Origin of the sequence: Microbacterium bandirmense, assembly GCF_037204185.1 — a bacterium.
In the GTDB taxonomy this organism is placed as follows: domain Bacteria; phylum Actinomycetota; class Actinomycetes; order Actinomycetales; family Microbacteriaceae; genus Microbacterium; species Microbacterium bandirmense.
Window position 1 is genome coordinate 270,964 of record NZ_JBBDGM010000003.1, and the last position, 23,128, is coordinate 294,091.

Here is a 23,128-nt window from a genome sequence, read left to right on the forward strand (position 1 = left end):
GAAGAGGGTCGTGGAAGGCCGAAAGTCTCTCCCCCGCACAGCGTGCGGCACGCGTCCGGAGCAGCGATGACGATGCTCGTGATGACGAACGCGCGAACACGGGATACTCCCTCTCGCAGGGACAAGCGTACCGGACTCTGAGACGATGAGACATTCGGCGACACTCTGCAGGTGAGAGACAGTGTCGTGAGGTGTGACGATCGGGATGGCAATGCCGACGAGCAGCGAGGACCGCGAACGGGCGGCACGGGCCGCATCCGGTGATCAGGGTGCGTTCCGGGCGATCTATCACGCGCACGTGAAGCCGGTGTACTGGATCGCGCACGGCATCCTCGGCTCGGCCGCGGATGCCGAGGACGTGACACAGGAGACCTTCGTGGTCGCCTGGCGGAAACTGCCGGGATTGGAGCTGGTGGGCGAGTCGCTGCTGCCGTGGCTGGCGACCATCTGCCGGTTCCAGGCCGCCAACCGGCTGCGGATCCTGCGCCGCGACCGCGCGAACACCGCGGATGCCCTCGATGAGACGCTCCCGGATTCGGTGAGTGTCGAGGATCAGGTCATCACCGCCGCCCTCGCCGACCGCATCGCACAGGAGGTGGGTCTGCTCGACGACATCGATCAGCGGATCTTCCACCTGTGCGCAGTGGACGGCTACGCGTATCAGGCCGCCGCCGAAGAGCTCGGGGTCAGCCACGCGGTCGTGCGGAACCGTCTCTCCCGTGTACGCACGCGCCTGCGGGGCGCGGCCAGGGAAGTGAGAGACGCATGACTGAGAACGGTGACACCACACTCGCCCCGCTGAGCGAGGCGAGCATCGCACGCATCGAACACGCGGTCTTCGACGAGATCGACAGAGGCGAAGCCGTCGTGCACCCGGAGTCCGCCGCGCCGGCGCGCTCGACGCGGCGCCGGCGGTGGGTGACGGGGCTCGGCATCGCGGCCGCGTTCGTGGGTGGCATCCTGATCGCTCCGCCGTTGCTGAACGCGGTCTCACCGACCGGCGCCGGCTCGAGCGTCCAGTACGACGCGGAGACGTCGGGCGAAGCGCCCATCGGCGTACCCGAGTCGGCGGAGCTGGCGCCGGCGGATGGCATGGCGGCGGATTCCGCGGCGGGCGGCGCCGTGTCCGAGGATGCGGACGCCGGGCGTGAGATCATCAGCACGGCCGAGGCGACCGTGCGCGTGGAGGACGTGGCGGGCGCGGTGGATGCCATCACCGACCTCGCCGCCGAGCACGACGGCTACGTGGAGGCGACCGATGTCGGGCTCGTGCCCGATGCCGCGGCACAGGTCTCACCCGGTCCGCCCACTCCCCCCGGGAGCGGCTGGATCAGCATCCGAGTCCCCGCCGAGGACCTCACCGAGGTGATGAGTGCGCTCGACGCGCATGGTGAAGTGCTGCGCTCGTCGATCTCGCGCACCGACGTGACGTCGACGGTGGTGGACCTGCAGGCGCGCGTCGAGGCCTCGCGGGCCTCGGTGCAGCGGCTGACCGAGCTGATGAGCAAGTCCGGCTCGGTGGGCGATCTGATCGCCGCCGAGTCGGCGCTGAGCGAACGCCAGGCCCAGCTGGAGAGCTACGAGCAGCAGCTCAAGGCCCTCGACGAGCAGGTCACGATGTCGTCGCTGTCGATCCGGCTGACCGAGCAGACCACCGCGACCACGGCCGATCCCGCCGGCTTCGCGGACGGACTGCTCGCGGGCTGGAACGGCCTGATCGTGTCGCTGAACGCGCTCGTGGTCGCTCTGGGCTTCCTGCTGCCCTGGCTGGTCATCGCCGGGGCCGTGGTGCTGGTCATCTGGCTGGTGAGACGGCGCCGCAAAGGGCGCCCCGAGTCGCATGGCGAGGAGGAAGAATCCGCGTGATTCCGGGGTATACAAGAAGTCTTGTGTGATTCGGCGGCAGCGCTTACCGTTGCCGACGTGGAAGAGATCTCAGTCATCACCGCGGTGCACCATCCCCTGCGCCGGCGCATCGTCGATCACCTGCTGCTGCACGAGACCGCCCAGGTGGGCACGCTCGCCCGCGCGCTCGACGCCCAGGTGGGCAGCATCAGCCATCACCTCCGCATGCTGCAGCGCGCCGACGTCGTCGAGCAGGTCGACGACCCCTCCGGCGACCGGCGCACGAGCTGGTGGCGCCTGAGCCGCAGGTCGCTGACCTGGTCGAGTCGCGATTTCGACGACTCCCCCGCCGACGCCTACCTGGCCCGTGAGGCCGAGCGACTGAACGTGCGCCATCAGCTCGAGCGTCTGCAGCAGTGGCACAAGACGAGCCGCACCACGGATGTGGAGGGCTTCACGACCGACACCCTGGCCTGGGCGACGCCCGAAGAGCTCATGGACCTGTCGCGTCGCCTCAGCAGCACCCTCGACGAGTGGCGCTCATCGATCGATCGCGCGGACGGCAGGCAGCGCATGCCCGTGTTCTTCTTCGCGCACGGCTTCCCCACCGAGGTGTGAGATGACCTCGACCGAACCGCGCCTGCTGCGCACACCCCCGCCGTTCCGTCGCGACCGCATGGTGCAGACCTGGCTCGTCGTGAAGGCCCTCTCCGACGCCGGTGACGCCGTCTGGACCATCGCCGTCGCCTGGACCGCCGTGCAGATCGCCTCCCCCGCGGTGGCCGGCCTCATCGTGGCCGCGGGCACCGTGCCGCGTGCGGTGATCCTGCTGATCGGCGGCGCGATCGCCGACCGCGTGGATGCCCGGCGCATGATGCTGCTGTTCAACAGCATCCGAGTCGTCGTGCTCGTGGCGACCGCGGTCTGGATCCTCACCACCGAGCCCACCGTCGCCATCCTGCTCGTCACCACCGTCGCCTTCGGCATCTGCGATGCGTTCTACGAACCGGCCGCCGGCACCATCCCCCGCCAGCTGGTGCAGCCGGCGGACCTGCCGTCTTACTCGGCGCTCGGACAGACTCTCAGCCGACTCGGAACGATGGCGGGCGCCGCCATGGGCGGCTTCCTCGTCGCCTGGAGCGGGATGCCCGGCAGCGCCACCGCCGATGCGATCACCTTCACGCTCGTGATCGCATTCATCGCCATCTGGCTGCGCCCGCACTTCGCCCTGCCGCGCACGACGGGCGAGAGCGTGCTGCACGGCGTGGCATCCGGATTCAGGCACCTGTCGCAGGACTCCGCGACCCGCACGCTCGTGATCGCCCTCTCCGGCCTGAACCTCGCCGTGGGCCCCGCCCTCGCGATCGGGCTCGCGCTGCAGGCAACCGAGCACGGCTGGGGTGCCGGGGCGGTCGGCGTGTTCGAGGCACTCGTCGGCGGCGGTGCGATGGTCGGCGCGCTGGTGGTCGTGCGCCGGCGACCGCGCCACGAGGCGATCGGAGCGTTCTGGGCGCTGGTCGTTCAGGGGGTGGGCATCATCAGCCTCGGTATCGGCTCGCCGATCGCCGTCGGCATCGGCTGCGTGGTCATCGGCCTCACCGCCGGCTTCGCCTCCGTGCTGCTGGGGGCGACGTTCGCCGCCACGATCGCACCCGAGTACCTGGGCCGCATGTCGTCGATCACCCGCTTGGGCGACGACTGCCTGATGCCGCTCGCGATGGCGCTGTTCGGCCTGCTGGCGTCGATCCTGCCCATCTGGATGCCATTCGCCCTCTACGGCGGAGCGCTCGCGGTGCTGATGATCGTCCCGCTGCGCAACCCTCGCCTACGCGCGATCGCCCTGCGCGACAAGGCCCCTGCCGCCTGACCCCGACTCGGGTAGCGTTCGGCCATGACGGAAGACCGATTCACTCCTCGACACGCCATCGTCACAGCATCCGACTCGGGCATCGGCGCGGCGACGGCGCTCGCCCTCGCAGACGCCGGCATGGACGTCGGCATCACGTGGCACACCGACCGGGAAGGCGCGGAGCGCACGGCAGAGCGGGTGCGCGAACGCGGGCGCCGCGCGATCGTCACCCGGTTCGATGCAACGGAACTCGGCGATGTCGCCGGCGTGATCGACGGCCTCGCCGACGAGCTCGGCGGCGTGGACGTCTTCGTGAACAACGCCGGCGCGAGCGTGCGCAGACCGTTCCTCGAGGTTCCACTCGACGAGTGGCGCGACACTGTGGCTCTGAACCTCGACGGCGCCTTCGCAGGATTGCAGACCGCAGCTCGGCGGATGGTCCGCGCCGGCAGCGGCGGACGCATCATCGCGGTGACGAGCGTGCACGCGCACCAGCCACGGGTCGGGCTGTCGGCGTACATCGCCGCGAAGCACGGCCTGACCGGGCTGATCAAGAACATGGCGCAGGAGCTCGGCGAGCACGGCATCACCTGCAATGCGGTGGCACCGGGTGAGATCGCGACGGCCGCCAGCGGACGCGACTCCGAGGATGCGGATCGCACGCACCGCCCCGGCGTCCCGCTGGGACGCCCCGGCAAGGCGGAGGAGGTGGCTGCGGTGATCGCGTTCCTCGCCTCCGCGGCGTCGAGCTACGTCACCGGCGCAGAGTGGAGCGTCGACGGCGGGATGCTGCAGATGGGTCCGCAAGCCGGATCGCACCTGACCGACGACAGCTGGCGTCGCGGCTGAGCGTTGCGGCCCGCGCGGGTCTTCAGCCGGATACGACGAAGGCCCTCCGAGTGATCGGAGGGCCTTCGCGGTGTTGTGACCCCAGCGGGATTCGAACCCGCGTTACCGCCGTGAGAGGGGAATCGGCTCCCCCGGAACTGCGTACCGGAGCCCGTTCTGCCCTGTGTTTACAGGGGTTCCGCGTGCGTCGAGTGCGTCGCGGAAAGTCCCGTCGTCAGCGTTCGTTGCCAAAATGTTGCCACGTTTGCGCCCCTCTGGAGGCGGGTAATCCTCGTGCCTCTGTGCAGTTGTCGAGTATGCCGAGTAGCGAACTCATGTTCCCGAGCCAGCCTGTGGGAGGATCTCCACATGCTTGACGGCAGGTACCTCGACCTCGTGAACGGAGCCGAACAGGCGGCGGACCGGGCTGCCCGCACGGCGTGTGCGTGAAGAAGGCCGCACGAGCCGGGGAATACCGGCAGTTGCCGCGGGTCGTCTCGTGGCTCGCATCCAACCCGCCTTTGCACGAGATCCGGGATCGTTTCCCGACAGCATGGTCGCAGGCGTCCGAAGCGGTGGGTCGGGCGAGCGCAGGCGGACCAGGCGCGGTCGAGCAGCTGGTCGGTCGACTCGTCCAGCCGAGCACCAGGCCGACCGACCACCTGTCGTCCGAACCAGACCGTGTCCACCGGCGGGTGCGAGACCACGTCATCCTTCGATTGATCCGGGCAGCAAGCGTCGCGGCCGAAAGCGGTGTCACCGACGGCGGCCGCGTCCGATTCGGCCTTGTCAACGGATGGCTCCTGCAACGGGTGTTCTTCGAACGAGGGCTACGGCGGAAGCCGGTCTCGATCTGGGCGTACAGGGTCGCTTGGCGAGTTGCCTGGCAACGGCGCAGGTTGATGCCGCTCGTACGCTCGAAGGGGATTTACTGCTTCTACTCGCGGCCGTTCATCCGCGCCCTCCGCGGGCTGGCACGGGGACGCGAAGTGCTGGAAATCGCGGCCGGTGACGGAACCCTGTCACGGTTCCTGTCAGCCGAAGGCGTGAGCGCCCGTGCGACAGACGACCACGGTTGGGACAGCGTAATCGACTACGGCACCGACGTCGAGCGATCCGATGCTCGCGCCGCACTCCGAAAGCACTCGCCCCGTGTCGTCATCTGTTCCTGGCCACCGCCCGGCAACCCGTTCGAGCGGGCAGTATTCGAGACACGATCTGTTGAAACCTACGTCGTGATCACGAGCATCACCGAGACCGGCGCGAGCGACTGGCGCGCGTACGACTCGCAGCGTTCCTTCGACATGCGACACGACAAGCGCCTCAGCGACCTCGTCCTTCCCCGCGGATCCAACCGCGTACTGGTCTTCCAGCGGTGCGCAGGCTGATCGACCTGTTGGTGAAGCGCCATGCGACGAGCGCGGGAACGGCTCGGTCCCTCAAGCGCCGCCCGCGGCCGGTCTCCGGGGCCGGCCCGCCCGCACAGTGCTGAAGAACGCAGCCCACTTGAGCAGGAGCAGGACGACCGCGAGGCCGAGCATCGGAAAGCGGAACCAATTCGCGTCCGGCACGGCGCGGTGGAACGAGGCCGTGTAATGCAGGAACAGGAAGTATGCGGAGTGAAGGACCGCCAGGTAGAACACCACATTCGCTCCACCGTGCAGCCACTTCCAGGAACGCCCGCCCAGCAGCCGCACGGCACGGTCGGATGAGGTCGCGAGCAGCACCAGGAGCCAGAGTACGGCGACGAGGCCGATGAGGTTCGCCAGACCGAACCCAGGCTCGAGCCGGACCTCCCGCCCGAGCTGCGGCACGAACTCGTATCCCAGGAAACGCTGCACGCTCCATTTCGCCCAGCCGTCGATCACGAGAACTGCATGCAGCACGCTTGCCAGACCGGCCCAGATCCCCACTTGACGCCGCCAGTGCAGCATCCCGGCCGCCACCGCGGAGAGCCGCGCGGCAGGCCCCATGGCGAGCGCTGCGAAGAGCAACACCACCGCTGAGTCGCCGACCGCACGCCAGAGCCGCATGTCGGGCGTCCACTCCATGCGGCTCCACCAGAACAGCGCAGTGAGCAGCACGGCGATGATGCCGACCGAGATGTGACGCACCACCGTCGTCCCCGCACCTCCTGCCGTCGCGCTTCCGGCATCGCGGGACACTGGGTTCGCCGTATCGACCCTCGGGCGACCGCTGTTTCGTGTCATGGAAATCCTCCGATCTCGCGGCGAGTCAACCATCGCCGTACAGCGCCGCTGCTCGTTGTGGGCGGCGCCGCGGACGTCACGACCGCATGCATCGTCAGGAGCCCGATCACTGTGGCGAGAACCGCGAGGACCGTCATGAACGCCCTACGACGCAATTCATGGTGGGCGAACCTGCGCACAGCACCCGTCATCGCACCTCACGGCGGAGACCACTGTACCCCACGGAACCAGGCTGTCGCGGCAAGCGACACCGGGGCAGCGATCGATTCATATGGATCACTACGGCGGGCGCCGGCACATCGGATCGCCGCGAGCGGAGTCGATCCGCACTCATCTGGACATACCGGCGCCGCACGCTTCGGCCGTCGATCACATGGTCGACGTGTGTGCCGTACCCGCCGGTGGATGTGCAGTTCGGCACCCACCAGCGCTTCGTGAGGGTGCTCCTCACCGACCTACACTGGCATCAGCACGCAAAGTGCGGAAGAGTTCGAAGCAGACCATGTTGTGCGGGATCCGGAAAACCGGAGCCGACGGAGGAGGAGGTCGACCGCCATGACGGCTGTTGCGCAGACGGTGGTGCTCGAGGCCAAAGGGATGTACCGGGGGTCGTCGAAGGCGGTGGTCGAAGCGGCCCTCTCCCGTCGCCCGGGCGTGACCCGGGTCGAGGCGAACCCGGTGTCGCAGACGGCAACCGTGACCTTCGACCCTGCGCGGATCTCACTGGCGGATCTTCGCCGCTGGGTGGAGGACTGCGGCTACCACTGCAGCGGGATGTCCGTTCCCGATCACCTCTGCGACCCGATGGAGCACGTCGACCATGGCGGGCATGCAGCACCCGCTGGAACCGGAACGGCGGTGACGGACGAGGACCACACTGCGCACGGACAACCGGCCATCGCACGTGCCGGAGGGACACAGCCGCATGCCGGCCACCCATCGTCTCCGGCCGCCCCTGCAGCTGCGACGGCGGGCACATCTGCGCACGCCGATCACGCCGTGCAGCCGACGCCCGCGAGTAGCGCACAGGAGGTGATGGGGCACGGCGGCCACGGCGCCGGCACGTCGATGGCGGACATGGTGCGGGACATGCGGAATCGCTTCCTGGTCGCCGCCACCTTCTCGGTGGGGATCCTCCTGTGGTCTCCGATCGGTCGGGACGTCCTGGGCTTCACGGTCCCGGCACCGTTCGGCCTCCGCGACGACGTGTTCTCGCTTCTGCTGTCGCTGCCCGTGATCTTCTACTCGGCGTGGATCTTCTTCGACGGCGCGTACCGGGCGCTTCGGGCCCGCACGCTGGACATGATGGTGCTCGTCGCCGTCGGCGTCGGGGCGGGGTGGCTCTACAGCCTCGTCGTCACACTGACGGGGGGCGGCGAGGTGTTCTACGAGGCGGCGACCGTCCTCGCGAGCTTCGTCCTGCTCGGCCACTGGATCGAGATGCGGGCGAGGGGCGGCGCCAACGACGCGATCCGAACCCTGCTCGAGCTGGCCCCGCCGAAGGCACTCGTCATCCGCGACGGCGAGACGATCGAGGTGAGCACATCCGACATCGTCCCGGGGGATCTGATGCTCGTGAAGCCGGGGTCCAAGGTCCCGACCGACGGAACCGTCGAAGACGGAGAGTCGGAGATCGACGAGTCGATGGTCACCGGCGAGAGCCTTCCCGTCTCGAAAGGCCCGGGGTCAGGCGTCATCGGGGCCTCGGTCAACACGACCGGCACGCTGCGGGTCCGCGCGACGAAGGTCGGTGCCGACACCGCGCTCGCGCAGATCGTGGCGCTGGTGCAGGAGGCGCAGAACTCCAAGGCGCCCGGGCAGAAACTCGCCGACCGCGCAGCCTTCTGGCTCGTGTTCGTGGCGTTGATCGGCGGCAGCGGCACGTTCATCGTCTGGCTGCTCGCCGGCGCGACGGTGCAGAGCGCGCTGCTGTTCGCCATCACCGTCGTCGTGATCACCTGCCCCGACGCGTTGGGGCTCGCCACACCGACCGCGATCATGGTCGGCACAGGTCTCGGCGCGAAACGCGGGGTGCTGTTCAAGAACGCGACCGCGCTCGAGTCGGCGGCGTCCATCGACACGGTCGTCCTCGACAAGACCGGAACCCTCACCAAGGGCAAGCCCGAAGTCACGGACTTCGTGACCGCCGGAATCCCGGAACGCGAGCTGTTGTCGCTGGTCGCTGCAGTCGAACGGGAGTCGGAGCACCCGCTCGCCGGTGCCGTGGTCGCCTACGCCGACAAGATGGGGGCGCCGGTGCTCACCCCGTCCGGCTTCCGGAACGTGCCGGGCCACGGCGCCGGCGCCGAAGTCGACGGCCGGCAGGTCCTCGTCGGAAACCGCAAGCTCATGGTGGCGGAGGGGGTCGACATCAGTGAGATCGAAACCCGACGTGATGAACTCGCGGCGACCGGTCGCACTGCGGTCCTGGTTGCCGTCGACGGCGTGGGGGCGGGGTTCGTCGGCCTCGCGGACGCGGCGCGCGAGACGGCGCCGGCGGCGATCGCGGCCCTCCACGAGGCGGGCGCAGAGGTGGTCATGCTCACCGGCGACAACGAGGCGACGGCCAAGCGGATCGCGGCGCAGCTGAAGATCGACACCGTGATCGCCGACGTGCTGCCACAGGACAAGTCGGCGAAGATCGCGGAGCTCCAAGCCGCGGGCAAGCGGGTCGCGATGGTCGGTGACGGCGTCAACGACGCTCCCGCCCTGGCCAAGGCCGATCTCGGCATCGCGATCGGAGCGGGCACCGACGTCGCGATCGAGACCGCGGACGTCGTGCTGATGCGCTCCGACCCGCTCGACGTGCCGATCGCACTCAAGATCGGCAAGGGCACGGTCCGCAAGATGCGGCAGAACCTGGGCTGGGCGATCGGCTACAACGTGATCGCACTGCCCATCGCCGCGGGCGTCTTCTACCCCGCGTTCGGGCTGATGCTCAGACCCGAGATCGCGGCGATCTCGATGTCCGGATCGAGCCTGATCGTTGCGGTGAACGCCCTGCTGCTGAAGCGTCTTCGTCTCCCCCGAGCCGTGGACGCTCCGGCTGAAACCGGGCTCCCGCAGCTCGCCACCACGAACGCCTGACCTTCGCGCCGGATTCGGCACGATCGATCGAGAGGACATTCATCATGCCCGGCACGGATAGGAACACCGCGGCTGCCCCTCCTGCCCTGAATCCCGGGACCCTGAACCCGGAAGAACTCGCCCACATCGATGCCTGGTGGCGCGCGGCGAACTACCTGTCGGTGGGTCAGATCTACCTGATGGACAACCCGCTGCTGCGGGAGCCGCTGCTGCCCGAGCACGTCAAGCCCCGGTTGCTCGGCCACTGGGGAACAACCCCCGGGCTGAACTTCATCTATGCCCACCTGAACCGCGCGATCTCGGCGCGGGACCTGGACATGATGTACGTGATGGGTCCGGGGCACGGAGGTCCCGGCCCGGTCGCGGCAGCCTGGCTGGAGGGGACGTACAGCGAGGTCTACCCGCACATCTCCCAGAACGAGGCCGGCATGAAGCGGCTGTTCACCCAGTTCTCCTTCCCCGGCGGTATTCCCAGCCACGTGGCGCCCGAGACACCGGGGTCGATCCATGAGGGCGGGGAACTCGGTTACGCACTTTCGCATGCCTATGGCGCCGCGTTCGACAACCCCGAGCTGATCGTCGCAGCCGTGGTCGGCGACGGTGAGGCGGAGACCGGTCCGCTCGCGGCCGCGTGGCACTCGAACAAGTTCGTCGACCCGATGCGCGACGGCGCCGTGCTGCCGATCCTGCACCTCAACGGCTACAAGATCGCCAACCCCACGGTGCTGTCGCGGATCGACGCTGATGAACTCGACTCGCTGCTGCGCGGATTCGGGCACGAACCGCACTACGTGGAGGGGGACGACCCGGCGCTGATGCATCAGCGGTTCGCGGAGGTGCTGGACTCGTGCCTCGACAGGATCCAGGAGATCCGGGAGCACGCGCGGTCGAGCGGGGACAGCACCCGCCCGCGCTGGCCGATGATCGTGCTCCGCTCCCCCAAGGGCTGGACCGGGCCGAAGACGGTGGACGGACTCCCCGTGGAGGGCACCTGGCGCTCGCACCAGGTGCCGTTCGCGGAAGCACGGGAGAACGACGACCATCGGGCGGTGCTGGAGCAGTGGCTGCGCAGCTACCGGCCGGAGGAGCTGTTCGACGAGTCCGGCTCCCCCGTGCCCGAGATCCGCGACCTGCACCCGCTCGGCGAGCGCCGGATGAGCGCCAACCCGCACGCCAACGGCGGGCTGCTGCTGAAGAGCCTGCACATGCCGGACTTCCGCGACTACGCCGTGCCGGTGGAGGTGCCGGGTACCGGCCAGACCGAGTCGACACGCGTCCTCGGGACCCTCCTGCGCGACGTCATGGCAGCCAATGACAGCACCTTCCGGGTCTTCGCGCCCGACGAGAACAACTCGAACCGGCTCGGCGCGGTGCTGGAGGCGACCGATCGGGCCTGGAACGCCGAGATCCTCCCGGGTGACGACAAGCTGGCGCCGAACGGCCGGGTGATGGAGATCCTGTCGGAGCACACCTGTCAGGGCTGGTTGGAGGGGTACCTGCTCACCGGCCGGCACGGCTTCTTCTCCTGCTACGAGGCGTTCATCCACATCATCGACTCGATGTTCAACCAGCACGCGAAGTGGCTCACCACCACGAACGACATCGAGTGGCGCCGGCCGGTCGCGTCGCTGAACTACCTGCTGACGTCGCACGTCTGGCGGCAGGACCACAACGGGTTCTCCCACCAGGACCCCGGGTTCATCGACCACGTGGTGAACAAGAAGTCCGATGTGATCCGGGTGTATCTGCCGCCGGACGCGAACACCCTGCTGTCGGTGGCGGACCACTGCCTGCGCAGCCGCCAGTACGTGAACGTGATCGTGGCCGGCAAGCAGCCGCAGCTGCAGTACCTCGACATGCAGTCGGCGATCGAGCACTGCACGAAGGGCGTCGGGATCTGGGACTGGGCGAGTTCGGACCAGGATGCCGAGCCCGACGTCGTGATGGCCTGCGCCGGCGATGTGCCCACCATGGAGACGCTCGCGGCGGTGGAGCTGCTCACCGCGCGCTTCCCGGATTTGAAGATCCGGGTCGTCAACGTCGTGGATCTGATGCGCCTGCAGGATGACCGCACCCACCCGCACGGGCTCGCCGACGCCGACTTCGATGCCCTGTTCACGACGAACACCCCGGTGATCTTCGCGTACCACGGGTATCCGTGGCTGATCCACCGGCTCACCTACCGCCGGACGAACCACAAGAACTTCCACGTGCGCGGCTACATCGAGGAGGGCACGACGACCACCCCGTTCGACATGTGTGTGCTCAACTCGATCGACCGCTTCAGCCTCGCCAGCGACGTGCTGGACCGGGTTCCCCGGCTCCGCGACGTGGGTGCGCACGCCCGGGAGGAGTTCAAGAACGCCCTCATCCGCCACCGCCAGTACATCCGCACCCACGGGGAGGACCTGCCCGAGGTGCGGGAGTGGCAATGGTCCCCCGCTGCCGGGACGACGAACGCGGTGCCGAACGAGCCGTTGCGGGAGCCGGTCTGAGATGACGGTCGCGACGCCTGGCATCCGCACCGGGTACGGCGCGGTGCTGTTCGTCGTGGACGGCGGGGAGGCGGAGCCCGGGGGCGCCTCGGCCGGCCTCCCCCGAGGCGTTCCCGACATCCTCCCCCGGCTGCGTGCGGGCGGAATTCCCGTGGCGCTCGTTCCGGGAGGCGGCGCTCGGCCCGAAGGGGCAGGCATCGAAGCACTGTTCGATCTGGTTGCGGCCCCCGCCGCATCGTCCGGCGTTCCGCGCTCGGGTCTGGAGGCGGACGCGCTCATCGATGCCTCGCGACGACTGGGGGTCGCACCCACGCGGGCGGTGGTCGTGGCGGACTCCGCCGCTGGGGTGCAAGCCGGGCGTGCCGGGAACTTCGGCCTGGTGGTCGGCATCGACGGCGCATCGAGCCGCGCCGGCCTGGAGGACGCCGGCGCCCACCTGGTGCTCGGGACTGCGTCGGAACTCGACCTCGGCGCGGCGAGGACCGACCCCTGGCTGCTCGTGTACGAGGGGTTCGACCCGGCGCACGAAGGCCACCGCGAAGCGCTGACCGCGCTCGGGAACGGCTACCTCGGCAGCCGCGGTGCGCATCCCGAACGACACGACGACGGGGTGCACTACCCCGGCACGTACGTGGCGGGTCTCTTCAACCGCACCGTGGTCGAAGCGCACGGACGGCGCGTCGAGGAGGAGCACCTCGTCAACCTTCCGAACTGGCTGCCGTTCGACCTGCGGATCGGGGACGGCCCATGGTGGTCGTCCGGGGAGATCCCGGCGACTGGTGAGCGCCGTGCGCTCGACCTGCGAAGCGGCGTGCTGACCCGCACCGTGACCCTGAGCGGCCCGCACGGACCGCTCACGATCGTGCAACGCTCCTTCGCCTCCATGCACGACCCCCACCTGCTCGCCCTCGAGACCACCCTCACGGCGCAAGGGTGGAGCGGCCGCGTGCGCGTCCGCTCCGGAATCGATGCCGGGGTCCGCAACGCGAACGGCGGGGCGGACGCCGACGCCACGAATCTTGCCGCACCGGTCTTCCGGCACATCGACGGGGTCCTTCTCTGCGAGGTGGAGACCGCACAGAGCGGGGTGCGGATCGCCCTCGCCTCCCGCACTCGAGTCACCGGCGCCGACGGCGAGCCGGGACGACGACCGGTGCACGACGGCTTCTCCGCTGCCGACGAGATCGACGTGGACCTGGCGGCCGACCGCCCGGTGCGGGTCGACAAGACGGTCGCCCTCGTCACCTCACGCGATCCGGCGATCGCATCTCCCGCGCAGGGCGCACTCGACCGCTTGCGCTGGCACGGCGAAGACCTGGCGCCGCTCCTGCTGCGGCATGAGGACGCCTGGCGTCGGCTGTGGCATCTGTTCGAAGTGTCCATCGAGGCGGACACGCAGAGCCGGCTGGTGCTCAACCTGCACCTGTTCCACCTGGTGCAAGCCGTGTCGCCGCATACCGCCCTGGTCGACGCCGGCGTGCCGGCCCGCGGCCTGAACGGCGAGGGATACCGCGGCCACATCTTCTGGGACGAGCTGTTCGTGGTGCCGGTGATCGGACGGCGGATGCCGGAGGTCGCCGCCGCCCTGCTCGACTACCGGTGGCACCGGCTCGACGCGGCCCGCGCAGCTGCGCGGGAGGCCGGTCTCGCCGGCGCGATGTTCCCCTGGCAGAGCGGCAGCGACGGCCGCGAAGAGACCCCGACGGAGCTCTACAACTCCCGCTCGCAACGCTGGATGCCCGACAACTCCAGACGGCAGCGGCACGTCGGACTCGCCGTCGCATTCAACGCCTGGGAGCACTTCCAGACCACCGGCGACCGGGAGTGGCTGGCGAACCGCGGCGCGGACCTGATGGTGGAGGTCGCGAGACTCTTCGCCTCGCTCGCAGCGCTCGACCCCGCTGACGGCAGATTCCACATCGACGGTGTGATGGGTCCCGACGAGTTCCACGACGGATACCCCGGGCAGCCTGGGTCTGGCGTCCGTGACAGCGCGTACACGAACGTGCTCGCCGCGTGGCTGTTCGCGCGGCTGGGCGACCTGCAGGACGAGCTCGGCGGGCACGCCTGGGAGACGATCACGGACCGCCTCGGGGTCAGCCTCGACGAGATCAGGCGGTGGACCGAGCTCAGCCGGAGGCTTGCGGTGCCCTTCCTTCCCGACGGGGTGATCAGCCAGTTCGCCGGATACGAAGAGCTTGCCGAGCTGGACTGGGACCGCTACCGCCGCACGTACGGCAACATCGGCCGGCTCGACCTCATCCTGGAGGCGGAGGGCGACGCCACGAACCACTACCGGCTCTCGAAGCAGGCGGATGTGCTCATGCTCGTCTACCTCCTCGGCGTCGAGGGCTTGATCGACCAGCTGTCGCAGCTCGGCTACCCGGCCACGATGGATGATCTCCACCGGACCCTCGAGTTCTACAGCGCCCGGACGTCGCACGGGTCGACGCTCAGCCGGGTCGTCCACGCATCCGTGTGGGCGGCGTTCGACCCGTCACGCTCCTGGGAGCTGTTCCGGGAGGCGCTCGTCGCCGACCTCGATGACACGCAGGGCGGCACCACCCGCCAAGGGGTGCATCTGGGCGCCATGGCGGGCACCGCGGACATCGTGGTGCGGTCGTTCGCCGGACTCACGCTCCGCGCCGGGGAGCTGATCTTCACCCCGCGGCTGCCGCCCCGCCTGCGAAGCGTGAGCTTCACGATCCACCACCGGGGTCACGGAATCACCGTGTGGCTGACCCCGCAGGAGCTGCGGCTGGTGTGCGCACCGAGCTCCGCCGCCCCCGTCGTCGTCGACGTCCACGGGACGCGAATGCCGTTGAGCGGCGGCACCGAGCAGGTGTTCGCGCTCGATCGGAGATCCTCGAGAAAGGAAGCGAAATGACCACTGTGCGCGTCGCCGTCAACGGGTATGGCGTCATCGGGAAGCGGGTCGCCGACGCCGTCCTGGCGCAGCCTGACATGGAGTTGGCAGGCATCGCCGACGTCGCCACCGACTGGCGCATCAAGACCGCCATCGGTCGGGCGCCGATCTACGCGGCGACGGCCGAGACGGCCGCCGGCATGGCCGACGCCGGCGTGGAGGTGGCCGGAACCCTGCACGAGCTCCTCCACTCCGCCGATATCGTGGTGGACACGACCCCGAAGCACGTGGCCGCGGGGAACGTCGCCCACTACCGGGAGCACGGCGTCAAGTTCATCCTGCAGGGTGGCGAATCGCACAAGACCACGGGGCATTCCTTCGTCGCCCAGGCGAACTATGCCAGCGCGATCGGGCGGGACAGCACCCGCGTCGTCTCCTGCAACACGACGAGCATCGTGCGGGTGCTCGGCGCCCTCCGCGACGCCGGTCTGCTGCTGCGCGCCCGGGGCGTCCTCATCCGCCGGGCCACCGACCCGTGGGAGTCCCACGAGGGCGGCATCATGAACACGTTGGTCCCGGAGCCGGTCATCCCGTCTCACCAGGGACCCGACGCGCAGACCGTCGTGCCGGATCTGGACCTCGTCACCATCGCGGCGAAGGGCGCCCACACCCAGACCCACAGCCACTTCTGGACCATCCAGCTGACCCGCCAGGCGACGCGCGAGGAGGTGCTGGACGCCTTCCGGAAGGCGCCACGGATCGCGTTCATCCGCATGTCGGACGGCCTGGTCGCCCTCAACTCCACCATCGAGCTGATGCGCGATCTCGGACGCCCCCGCGGCGACATGTGGGAGGTGGCGCTGTGGGAGGACCTCGTCACGGTCCAGGGGGACGAGCTCTTCCTGACCTATCAGGTGTTCAACGAGGCCATCGTCGTCCCGGAGACCATCGACGCCATCCGCGCGCTCACCGGGCTCGCGCCGGACGCCGCGGCATCGATGACGATCACCGACGCCACCTTCGGTATGCGCAAGGAATTCCTCGCCGCCGGCGGGGGGACCGCGTGACCTCGAGCAGCCCGCACGGCGAGGGCTCCGTAGCGCACCAGGGCGATGGCGGCGGGTCTGCCGGCGGCCCCCGCCGCTCGCCGGCGATGTGGGCGGTGCTCGCGCTGGCGGTTGCCGGGATTCTCATCTACCTGGTCGTCGACCATTGGCCGCACGTGCTCGCCGCCCTGCCGTACGTGGGGATCGTGGCTCTCGTAGCGATGCACCTGTTCGGGCATGGCGGGCACGGCGGGCAGGGTGGACACGGCGGGCACGGCGGCCACGGCAGAGCACCCGCTGACGGACCGGACCGGACGTGAGCACGCACCGGCCGCGCTACCAGTTCATCGCCGAGACCCTGGCCCGCCACAGTCTCGGCTTCCTCGCGGGCGTCACCGGAGTCGACCGGTTCATCCCCTTCCACAAGGGGGCGTTCGGTCACGGCCGGCGGGACGAGCCTTACCTGACGCCCGAGCACGTGCGGCTCACGCTCGAGGAGCTGGGCCCCACATTCATCAAGCTGGGTCAGTTGCTCTCCACCCGGCCCGACCTGGTTCCCCCGGCCTACGCCGACGAACTCGCCAAGCTGCAGGACGACGCTCCCCCCGTTCCGGTGGACGAGATCCGGGACGCGATCCGGCAGGAGCTCGGTGCCGAGCCGGAGGAGCTGTTCTCCCGCTTCGACGCCGAACCGCTGGCCGCAGCGTCGATCGGGCAGGCGCACACGGCTCGGCTGCACGACGGCACCGAGGTGGTGGTCAAGGTCCGCCGGCCCGGCGTCGTCGCCCGGATCGAGGAAGACCTCGACATCCTGCGCAACCTGGCGGCGACCGCGAGCCGACGATGGGAGGCCGCCCGCGCGTACGACCTGCCGGGCGTCGCACAGGAGTTCGCCGCGAGTCTCCGGCGCGAGCTCGACTACCTGCAGGAGGGTCGAAACGCCGAGCGGTTCGCCGAGAACTTCGCGGGCACCGACGTCGCGATCCCGAGGGTGTTCTGGGACACCACGACCTCGCGGGTGCTCACGCTGGAGCGGATGGCCGGGATCAAGATCGATGACCTGCCCGCGCTCGATGCGGCGGACATCGACCGGCAGCGGCTCGCCCGGCGAGGCGCCGACACGGTGCTGAAGATGATCTTCGACGATCGCTTTTTCCACGCCGACCCGCACCCCGGCAACATGTTCGTCCAGGCCGACGGCACGCTGGCGCTCATCGATTTCGGCATGGTCGGCGAGGTGGACGAGCAGCTGCAGGAACGGCTCACCGATTTTCTCGTGGGCTTCACTCGCGGTGACCCGGAGGAGCTGGCCTCAGCGCTGGTCCGGCTTTCAGTGGGCGGGGATCGGGTGGACGAGGACGCGCTGCGCGCCGCCCTCGTGCCGTTCGTGGCCCTGTACCACGGCCGCCCCCTCGGTGAGATCAGGATGGGAGACCTGATCACGCAGCTGTTCACGCTGCTGCGAGAACACCACCTGCGGCTTCCGGCGGAGATGGCGGCGCTGTTCCGGGTGCTCGTCATGGCGGAGGGGATGGGCGTGCGTCTCGACCCCGCCTTCGACCTGCAAGAGGCGCTGACGCCGTACGCCGAGCGCCTGATGCGTGAGCGGATGACGCTCTCCGCCATCGTGCGGCGCCTCGCCGGCTCATCCATCGACACCGCGCAGCTTCTGCTCGATCTGCCGGGAGGGCTTCGCGGGCTGCTGAAGATGCTCGACTCCAGGGGCGTGGAGGTGCATCTGCGAGCGACCGAACTGGAACCGCTGATGGGGCGCGCTGAGCGGATCGGAAACCGGCTGGTCGCCGGCATGGTGACGGCCGCCCTCATCGGGGGCATCGGCGAGCTGGTCGCCGGCGAGCGGAGGTGGCGATCCTGGGAGGGTGCGCTGCTCGGCGCCGGTGTGAGCGCGGTGAGCGTGCTCGGCGGTTACCTGCTCCTGACCGCGCGGCGGCGCCGTGGCTGAGGTGGGACGGCATCACGCCGAACGGACGAAGCGGGCCCCCACCAAGCTGGGAATCGTCGGCGCCGGTTCGGTCGGTTCCTCCCTGGCGTATGCGGCACTGATCCGCAACAGCGCCGACCAGATCGCGCTCTTCGACCGCCACGCCGCGAAGGTGAAGGCGGAGGTCCTCGACCTCGCCCACGGCACGCCGTATACCGGCACAACGCAGGTGTCCGGCGGAACAGACCTCGATCAGCTCGCCGGGTCGGACGTGGTCGTCGTCACGGCGGGGGCGAAGCAGCACCCTGGTCAGTCAAGACTGGAACTGGCTGGCGCCAACACCGCTCTGCTGCGTGGCTTGATGCCGCAACTCGTCGCCTGCGCACCGGACGCGATCTTTCTCGTGATCACCAACCCGGCGGATGTGCTCACCGTCGTAGTGCAGCGATACGCCGCCCTTCCGCCGAACCGGGTGTTCTCGACGGGAACCGTGCTCGACTCCTCCCGCCTTCAATGGATGCTCGCCCGCGCGGCCGGAGTCGCCGTCGCGAGCGTCCACGCCATGATCGTCGGGGAGCACGGCGACTCCCAGTTCCCGCTGTGGTCCGGGGCCAGAATCGGACCGGTTGCCGCCAGGGAGTGGGCCCCTGCGGGGCGGGCGAAGTTCCGTCCTGAGGAACTGGACGACATCGCCGCCGCCGTCCGTGGAGCTGCGGCACGCGTCATCGCCGGAAAAGGGGCGACCAACTACGCGATCGGCCTCTCCGCAGCGAGAGTCGTCGAGGCAGTGCTGAAGGACGAACACGCCGTGCTGCCGGTGAGCTCGACCCTCAGCGGCTATCACGGACTCAGCGGCATCGCGCTCTCCGTTCCGACCGTGGTGGGAGCCGAGGGGATCTTGCGAGTGGTCGACACGCCGATGGACGACCAAGAGATCGCACTGCTGCACCGCTCCGCCGGCGCACTGCGGGACACCCTGCGTTCCATGAAGTCCACATAATGGCCAGCGGTGGGAAGGCCTCCGCCCTGCGCATCGACGGGACCCGGCGTGAGACGGGTGGCGCCAGCCGATGGAGCGTCCTCGGGGGCCTCACGCTGGTGACGTTCCTGCTGCTCGCCGACGACACCGCCGTGTCGGTCGCTGTTCCGACGATCCAGACGGATCTCGGGGCCGGCTTCGTCTCCATCTCCTGGGTCGTCAAGACGTACACCCTCGCGGTCGCCGCGTTCACCTTGCTGGCAGGCCGGCTCGCGGATCGGAACGGCGCCCGCCCCATCTTCCTGCTCGGGCTCGCCGTGTTCGTGCTCGGGTCGCTGCTCGGCGGCCTCGCGCCGAACGCGGCCGTCCTCATCGCCGCCCGCGGTGTGCAGGGACTCGGCGCTGCACTGGTGGCACCGGCTGCGCTGGCGCTGATCGCATCGACGTTCCCCGACCGAGAGCGAGGCGTCGCAATCGGAATCTGGTCTGGTGTGTCTGCCAGCGCTCTCGGTGCCGGCCCGTTGTTCGGGGCCATCATCACCGACTGGGTGGGGTGGCCGTGGATCTTCCTGGTGAACGTGCCACTTGGTGCGGGGGCGTGGCTCCTCGCACGCTTCCTGCTGCCCCGATCGACCCACGTGAGGACCGGCGGCGGTGTGGACCTCCCGGGCGTCGCGCTCTCCGCGGTTGCGCTCGTCGCACTGGTGATGTCACTCGGCCTTTTCGAAGACGGCGGGTGGGCCTCCCCCGGCTTCCTCGCCCTGCTGCTCGTGAGCTTCGCCTCCGCCCTCCTGTTCATCGCGAGGGAACGTCGCGCACGGCTGCCACTGGTCGACCTGAGGCTGTTCCGGAGCCGATCGCTCACGGGGGCCAACCTGGTCACCCTGCTCTCGACGGCGGTCATGTGCAGCCTGTTCTTCTTCCTGGCCCTCTACCTGCAGACGGTCGCCGGCCTGTCGGCCCTCGCCGCGGGCGGGGCCCTGCTGCCGCTGACCCTGAGCATCGTCGTCGTGGCGCCCATCGCCGGACGCCTGGCGGACCGGTTCGGCAACCGCCTGCTCATTGTCGTCGGAATGCTCGCGCTTGCCGTGGCGCTACTGGGTCTCGGCACGCTCGGCCTCCGATCGGGCGGCATCGCGCTCGCGGCATGGCTCGCACTGGCGGGGATCGGCATCGGCATCGCCCGCACACCGACGACGAGCGCGGCCCTGAGCGGGGCCGACGGTTCCGCATACGGCATGGCGGCGGGCATCTTGAACACCGCACAAGCCACGGGACTTGCGCTGGGGATCGCCGTGATGAGCGTGATTCTCACTTCCTTCGGGCCGAACGCCGCGTTCGATCGCACGCTGGACGCGGCACATCATGAAGCATTCGTCGACGGACTCACCGCTGCCCTCGCGGTCAACGCCGGCATCGCCGCGGCGGCCGCCCTCCTCGCCGCGGTCCTGCTGGGACCGCGCGCTCCGCGGCCAGCTGATCGCTGTGCTCATTGTTGAGACGGCGACCGGCATCGGCGCCGTCCGCTACGTCGAGGGCGAAGTCTGGAATCCGGCACTCGCCGGCGCCTTCACGCTCGAGGCCGGACGTCCACCATCCGCGAATGGCGAGGTGCTGGTCACCGCTTCGACGCTGGGCCGGCTGAGTAAGTCCCTGGGCGACGAGTTCACCTCGCGCGACCCGGCCGCCACGTTCACGATCGTCGGCGTGATCGACGAGGCCATGCAGTCGGACGCGATCAACATCGTGTACGCGCGTCCAGGCACCATTCCCGGCGCTGGTCCCGCACGCTATTTCCTCCCCGACCGCGAGCTGTCCTGGGAGGACGTGCAGGAGCTCAACCGCAACGGAATCATCGCCTGGTCGAGAAGCGTCCTGCTCAACCCGCCCGCTGACGCGGCGTATCTCTACGACGGACGCCAAGGCACCGGAGCTGCGCTCGCCCTCATCATCGTCTTCGGCGTCTTCGAGATCGCCGTCCTCGCCGGTGCCGCTTTCCTCGTCGGCGCCAGACGCCAGCAACGGACTCTCGCGCTGCTCAGCAGCACCGGAGCCGAGCGAAGTACGCTCGTGCAGATCATCACGGCCGGCGGCCTCGTCCTCGGCTTCGCCGCCGGCGTCGCAGGAACAGCCCTCGGCGTCGGGGTCGCCTGGCTCTACACGCGACTCATCGACACCGGCGACGCCACCGTCCTACCCGGCTTCCACATCCCCTGGACGATGCTCGTCATCGCGGCGCTGCTCACCGCCGTGATCGGATGGGCGGCCGCCCTGGTGCCCGCGATCGTCGCGAGCAAGGTCGACGTGATGGCCGCCCTACGGGGCGCAACCCGGCCAGCCCAACCCCGGCTCCGCTCCCTCCGGGCCGGGCTCATTCTGCTCGCGATCGGCTGCTCGATCGGCGTCGCCTCAACCATCGGGCTCGCCTCGACCGGCTGGGGCTTCCTCGCCGACGTCTCCGCCGCCGAAAATGCTCTGATCGTCGTCCTGGTCGTGCTCATCGTGGCTGCCGCGATCATCGTCGCGGTCGGCCTGCTCTTGCTCCTCGGTCGCGTCCTGGGCCTGCTCGCTCGCGCCACGCGCACAGCGACGCTTCCCCTGCGCCTGGCCGCACGCGACCTCGCCCGGAACTCCGCGCGCTCCGTGCCGATCGTCGCGGTGATCCTCGCCACCGTCTCGATCGCAACTTTCGTCATGTCGATCCAGTCGTATCAGCAGGCTCTCGCCACGACCTATCGGGTTCTCCCGGCGGTTGCCGGCCAAGCCACGATCCCGCTCTTCAGCAGCACCGCCTACGACGGCGAACCCACTCCCGATCGCTCGCAAGCCTCGGCGATCGCGGACGAACTCACCACGGTCGCCCAGGGTCGGCTCGACCTGCACAACATCCGCACGATCCAGCGCCCGTGGCAAGACTGGACCGCCTGGGGCATGGACGACGACTACACCCTCGTGGTCCCGCAACGCGACCCTGCACAGGAGTGCCCCGTCGACCCGGCGACCGGGCGCGCGGCCGATCCCCAAGATCCTCGCTGTGACTTCCGCAACGCCCTGATCCACCTCAACTCGACCGGGCCGGGCGCCCCGAACGTTCTCATCGGCGATGCGGACGACCTGGCGCTGCTCGCAGGAACCTCCATCACCGACGAGCAGCGAGCGGCGCTGCAACGCGGGGACGCGATCGCATTCTGGCCGCAACTCATCGACAGTAGGGGCGAGGCGACCTTGGAGTGGAAGCGATTCGCCTCCGGCGGTGCGGGGGGCTCTGAGACCGTTCGAACCGAGCGACTGCCGGCAACGCTCATCCAAGCTCCTGAACGCCTCGCTTACGGACTCTTCATGACACCCGCGACCGCCAGGAACCTCGGCCTCGACCCCGTAGACGCGCTCATCGTCATGGACTTCCGCTCCGAGCCAGACACCGGAACCCTTGACGCCGTCAACGCCGAACTCGCAGCGGTGTATCCCGGTGTCCCGCTTGTCAGCGTCACCCACGATCCCGCGGACGAGGGTCAACTCTTCCAGTGGATCGCACTAGGGCTGGTGCTCCTTGCCACCATCTCCGCCGCAGCCGTGGCAATCGGCCTCGGCCGGATCGAGAGCCGTCGGGCGGAGTTCACCCTATGGTCGATCGGCGCCGATCCCGCGCTCGCCCGACTGATCAGCGGTCTCCGTACCGGAGCCCAGACCCTCCTCGCGGTCGCCTTGGGCATCCTGATCGGCCTCATCCCCGGTTACGGAATCTGGGGCGGCCCGACGACCGGCATCGATATGTCCCCGCCGTGGGCCCAACTCGTGATCATGCTGACCGGCTTGCCCCTGCTCTTCGGACTCGCCGCGACGCTCATGCCCCTCGGCGTCCCACGAGGAACAGGTGCCAGAACGCAGATTACCTAACGATTCCGAACCATCTCTCGCTCACCGAGAAACCACCACATCACAGCTCCATGCTCCACTCCCAGGAGCTTCCCCGTCCTTCCC

The 23,128-nt window shown here is 69.2% G+C and carries 16 protein-coding genes; 15 read left to right on the top strand and 1 reads right to left on the bottom strand.

Features of this window, described 5'->3' with window-relative positions; genetic code table 11:
• Positions 1–205 precede the first annotated feature (205 nt).
• The 6 genes from WDU99_RS05100 to WDU99_RS05125 all read left to right on the top strand — a co-directional run bounded on the left by WDU99_RS05100 (position 206) and on the right by WDU99_RS05125 (position 5,910).
• Positions 206–769, top strand: a complete 564-nt coding sequence (locus WDU99_RS05100) for an RNA polymerase sigma factor (RefSeq protein WP_337331356.1) — start codon at positions 206–208, stop codon at positions 767–769.
• Positions 766–1,866 (top strand): DUF4349 domain-containing protein, encoded by a 1,101-nt coding sequence (locus WDU99_RS05105; protein ID WP_337331357.1) that lies wholly within the window; start codon positions 766–768, stop codon positions 1,864–1,866. The genes WDU99_RS05100 and WDU99_RS05105 overlap by 4 nt, the downstream gene beginning before the upstream one ends.
• 57 nt (positions 1,867–1,923) lie before the next feature.
• Positions 1,924–2,463 carry a winged helix-turn-helix domain-containing protein gene (locus tag WDU99_RS05110; protein ID WP_337331358.1) on the top strand — a complete coding sequence of 180 codons (540 nt, stop codon included), beginning with the start codon at positions 1,924–1,926 and terminating at the stop codon, positions 2,461–2,463.
• A 1-nt stretch (position 2,464) separates the two neighbouring features.
• On the top strand, positions 2,465–3,712 hold the full coding sequence (locus WDU99_RS05115; protein ID WP_337331359.1) for an MFS transporter: 1,248 nt from the start codon (positions 2,465–2,467) through the stop codon (positions 3,710–3,712).
• Positions 3,713–3,736: 24 nt separating this feature from the next.
• A complete protein-coding gene (locus tag WDU99_RS05120; protein ID WP_337331360.1) occupies positions 3,737–4,543 on the top strand; it encodes an SDR family oxidoreductase in 807 nt (268 codons plus the stop codon).
• A gap of 425 nt (positions 4,544–4,968) precedes the next feature.
• Entirely contained in the window at positions 4,969–5,910 is a 942-nt protein-coding gene (locus WDU99_RS05125; RefSeq protein ID WP_337331361.1) for a hypothetical protein, read from the top strand.
• A gap of 51 nt (positions 5,911–5,961) precedes the next feature.
• Here WDU99_RS05125 and WDU99_RS05130 read toward each other — a convergent pair whose 3' ends face one another.
• Positions 5,962–6,732 carry a ferric reductase-like transmembrane domain-containing protein gene (locus WDU99_RS05130; RefSeq protein ID WP_217532084.1) on the bottom strand — a complete coding sequence of 257 codons (771 nt, stop codon included), beginning with the start codon at positions 6,730–6,732 and terminating at the stop codon, positions 5,962–5,964.
• A 555-nt stretch (positions 6,733–7,287) separates the two neighbouring features.
• On the opposite strand from WDU99_RS05130, the gene WDU99_RS05135 reads away from it, so the two are divergent.
• The 9 genes from WDU99_RS05135 to WDU99_RS05175 are packed head-to-tail and all read left to right on the top strand — an operon-like array spanning position 7,288 to position 23,044.
• Positions 7,288–9,819 (top strand): heavy metal translocating P-type ATPase, encoded by a 2,532-nt coding sequence (locus WDU99_RS05135; protein ID WP_206494827.1) that lies wholly within the window; start codon positions 7,288–7,290, stop codon positions 9,817–9,819.
• Positions 9,820–9,863: 44 nt separating this feature from the next.
• Complete coding sequence (locus WDU99_RS05140; RefSeq protein ID WP_206494826.1) at positions 9,864–12,314, top strand: phosphoketolase family protein; 2,451 nt, start codon at positions 9,864–9,866, stop codon at positions 12,312–12,314.
• Position 12,315: 1 nt separating this feature from the next.
• Entirely contained in the window at positions 12,316–15,201 is a 2,886-nt protein-coding gene (locus WDU99_RS05145) for a glycosyl hydrolase family 65 domain-containing protein (RefSeq protein ID WP_206494825.1), read from the top strand.
• Positions 15,198–16,247, top strand: coding sequence for a type II glyceraldehyde-3-phosphate dehydrogenase (locus WDU99_RS05150; RefSeq protein ID WP_206494824.1), 1,050 nt, complete (start codon positions 15,198–15,200; stop codon positions 16,245–16,247). Before WDU99_RS05145 ends, WDU99_RS05150 begins: the two co-directional genes overlap by 4 nt.
• Positions 16,244–16,546 (top strand): DUF2933 domain-containing protein, encoded by a 303-nt coding sequence (locus tag WDU99_RS05155; RefSeq protein ID WP_206494823.1) that lies wholly within the window; start codon positions 16,244–16,246, stop codon positions 16,544–16,546. The genes WDU99_RS05150 and WDU99_RS05155 overlap by 4 nt, the downstream gene beginning before the upstream one ends.
• On the top strand, positions 16,543–18,189 hold the full coding sequence (locus tag WDU99_RS05160; RefSeq protein WP_337331362.1) for an ABC1 kinase family protein: 1,647 nt from the start codon (positions 16,543–16,545) through the stop codon (positions 18,187–18,189). The genes WDU99_RS05155 and WDU99_RS05160 overlap by 4 nt, the downstream gene beginning before the upstream one ends.
• The gene (locus tag WDU99_RS05165; protein ID WP_337331363.1) at positions 18,182–19,168 is read left to right on the top strand and encodes an L-lactate dehydrogenase; all 987 of its coding nucleotides are present in this window, start codon (positions 18,182–18,184) and stop codon (positions 19,166–19,168) included. The genes WDU99_RS05160 and WDU99_RS05165 overlap by 8 nt, the downstream gene beginning before the upstream one ends.
• Positions 19,168–20,646, top strand: a complete 1,479-nt coding sequence (locus tag WDU99_RS05170) for a DHA2 family efflux MFS transporter permease subunit (protein ID WP_206494821.1) — start codon at positions 19,168–19,170, stop codon at positions 20,644–20,646. Before WDU99_RS05165 ends, WDU99_RS05170 begins: the two co-directional genes overlap by 1 nt.
• Positions 20,633–23,044, top strand: a complete 2,412-nt coding sequence (locus WDU99_RS05175) for an ABC transporter permease (protein WP_337331364.1) — start codon at positions 20,633–20,635, stop codon at positions 23,042–23,044. Before WDU99_RS05170 ends, WDU99_RS05175 begins: the two co-directional genes overlap by 14 nt.
• Positions 23,045–23,128: the final 84 nt, after the last annotated feature.

Coding starts and splice junctions, on each gene's coding strand:
- WDU99_RS05100 (WP_337331356.1), top strand. CDS start 206: ATGGCAATGCCGACGAGCAGCGAGGACCGCGAACGGGCGGCACGGGCC.
- WDU99_RS05105 (WP_337331357.1), top strand. CDS start 766: ATGACTGAGAACGGTGACACCACACTCGCCCCGCTGAGCGAGGCGAGC.
- WDU99_RS05115 (WP_337331359.1), top strand. CDS start 2,465: ATGACCTCGACCGAACCGCGCCTGCTGCGCACACCCCCGCCGTTCCGT.
- WDU99_RS05120 (WP_337331360.1), top strand. CDS start 3,737: ATGACGGAAGACCGATTCACTCCTCGACACGCCATCGTCACAGCATCC.
- WDU99_RS05130 (WP_217532084.1), bottom strand. CDS start 6,732: ATGACACGAAACAGCGGTCGCCCGAGGGTCGATACGGCGAACCCAGTG.
- WDU99_RS05135 (WP_206494827.1), top strand. CDS start 7,288: ATGACGGCTGTTGCGCAGACGGTGGTGCTCGAGGCCAAAGGGATGTAC.
- WDU99_RS05140 (WP_206494826.1), top strand. CDS start 9,864: ATGCCCGGCACGGATAGGAACACCGCGGCTGCCCCTCCTGCCCTGAAT.
- WDU99_RS05145 (WP_206494825.1), top strand. CDS start 12,316: ATGACGGTCGCGACGCCTGGCATCCGCACCGGGTACGGCGCGGTGCTG.
- WDU99_RS05150 (WP_206494824.1), top strand. CDS start 15,198: ATGACCACTGTGCGCGTCGCCGTCAACGGGTATGGCGTCATCGGGAAG.
- WDU99_RS05170 (WP_206494821.1), top strand. CDS start 19,168: ATGGCCAGCGGTGGGAAGGCCTCCGCCCTGCGCATCGACGGGACCCGG.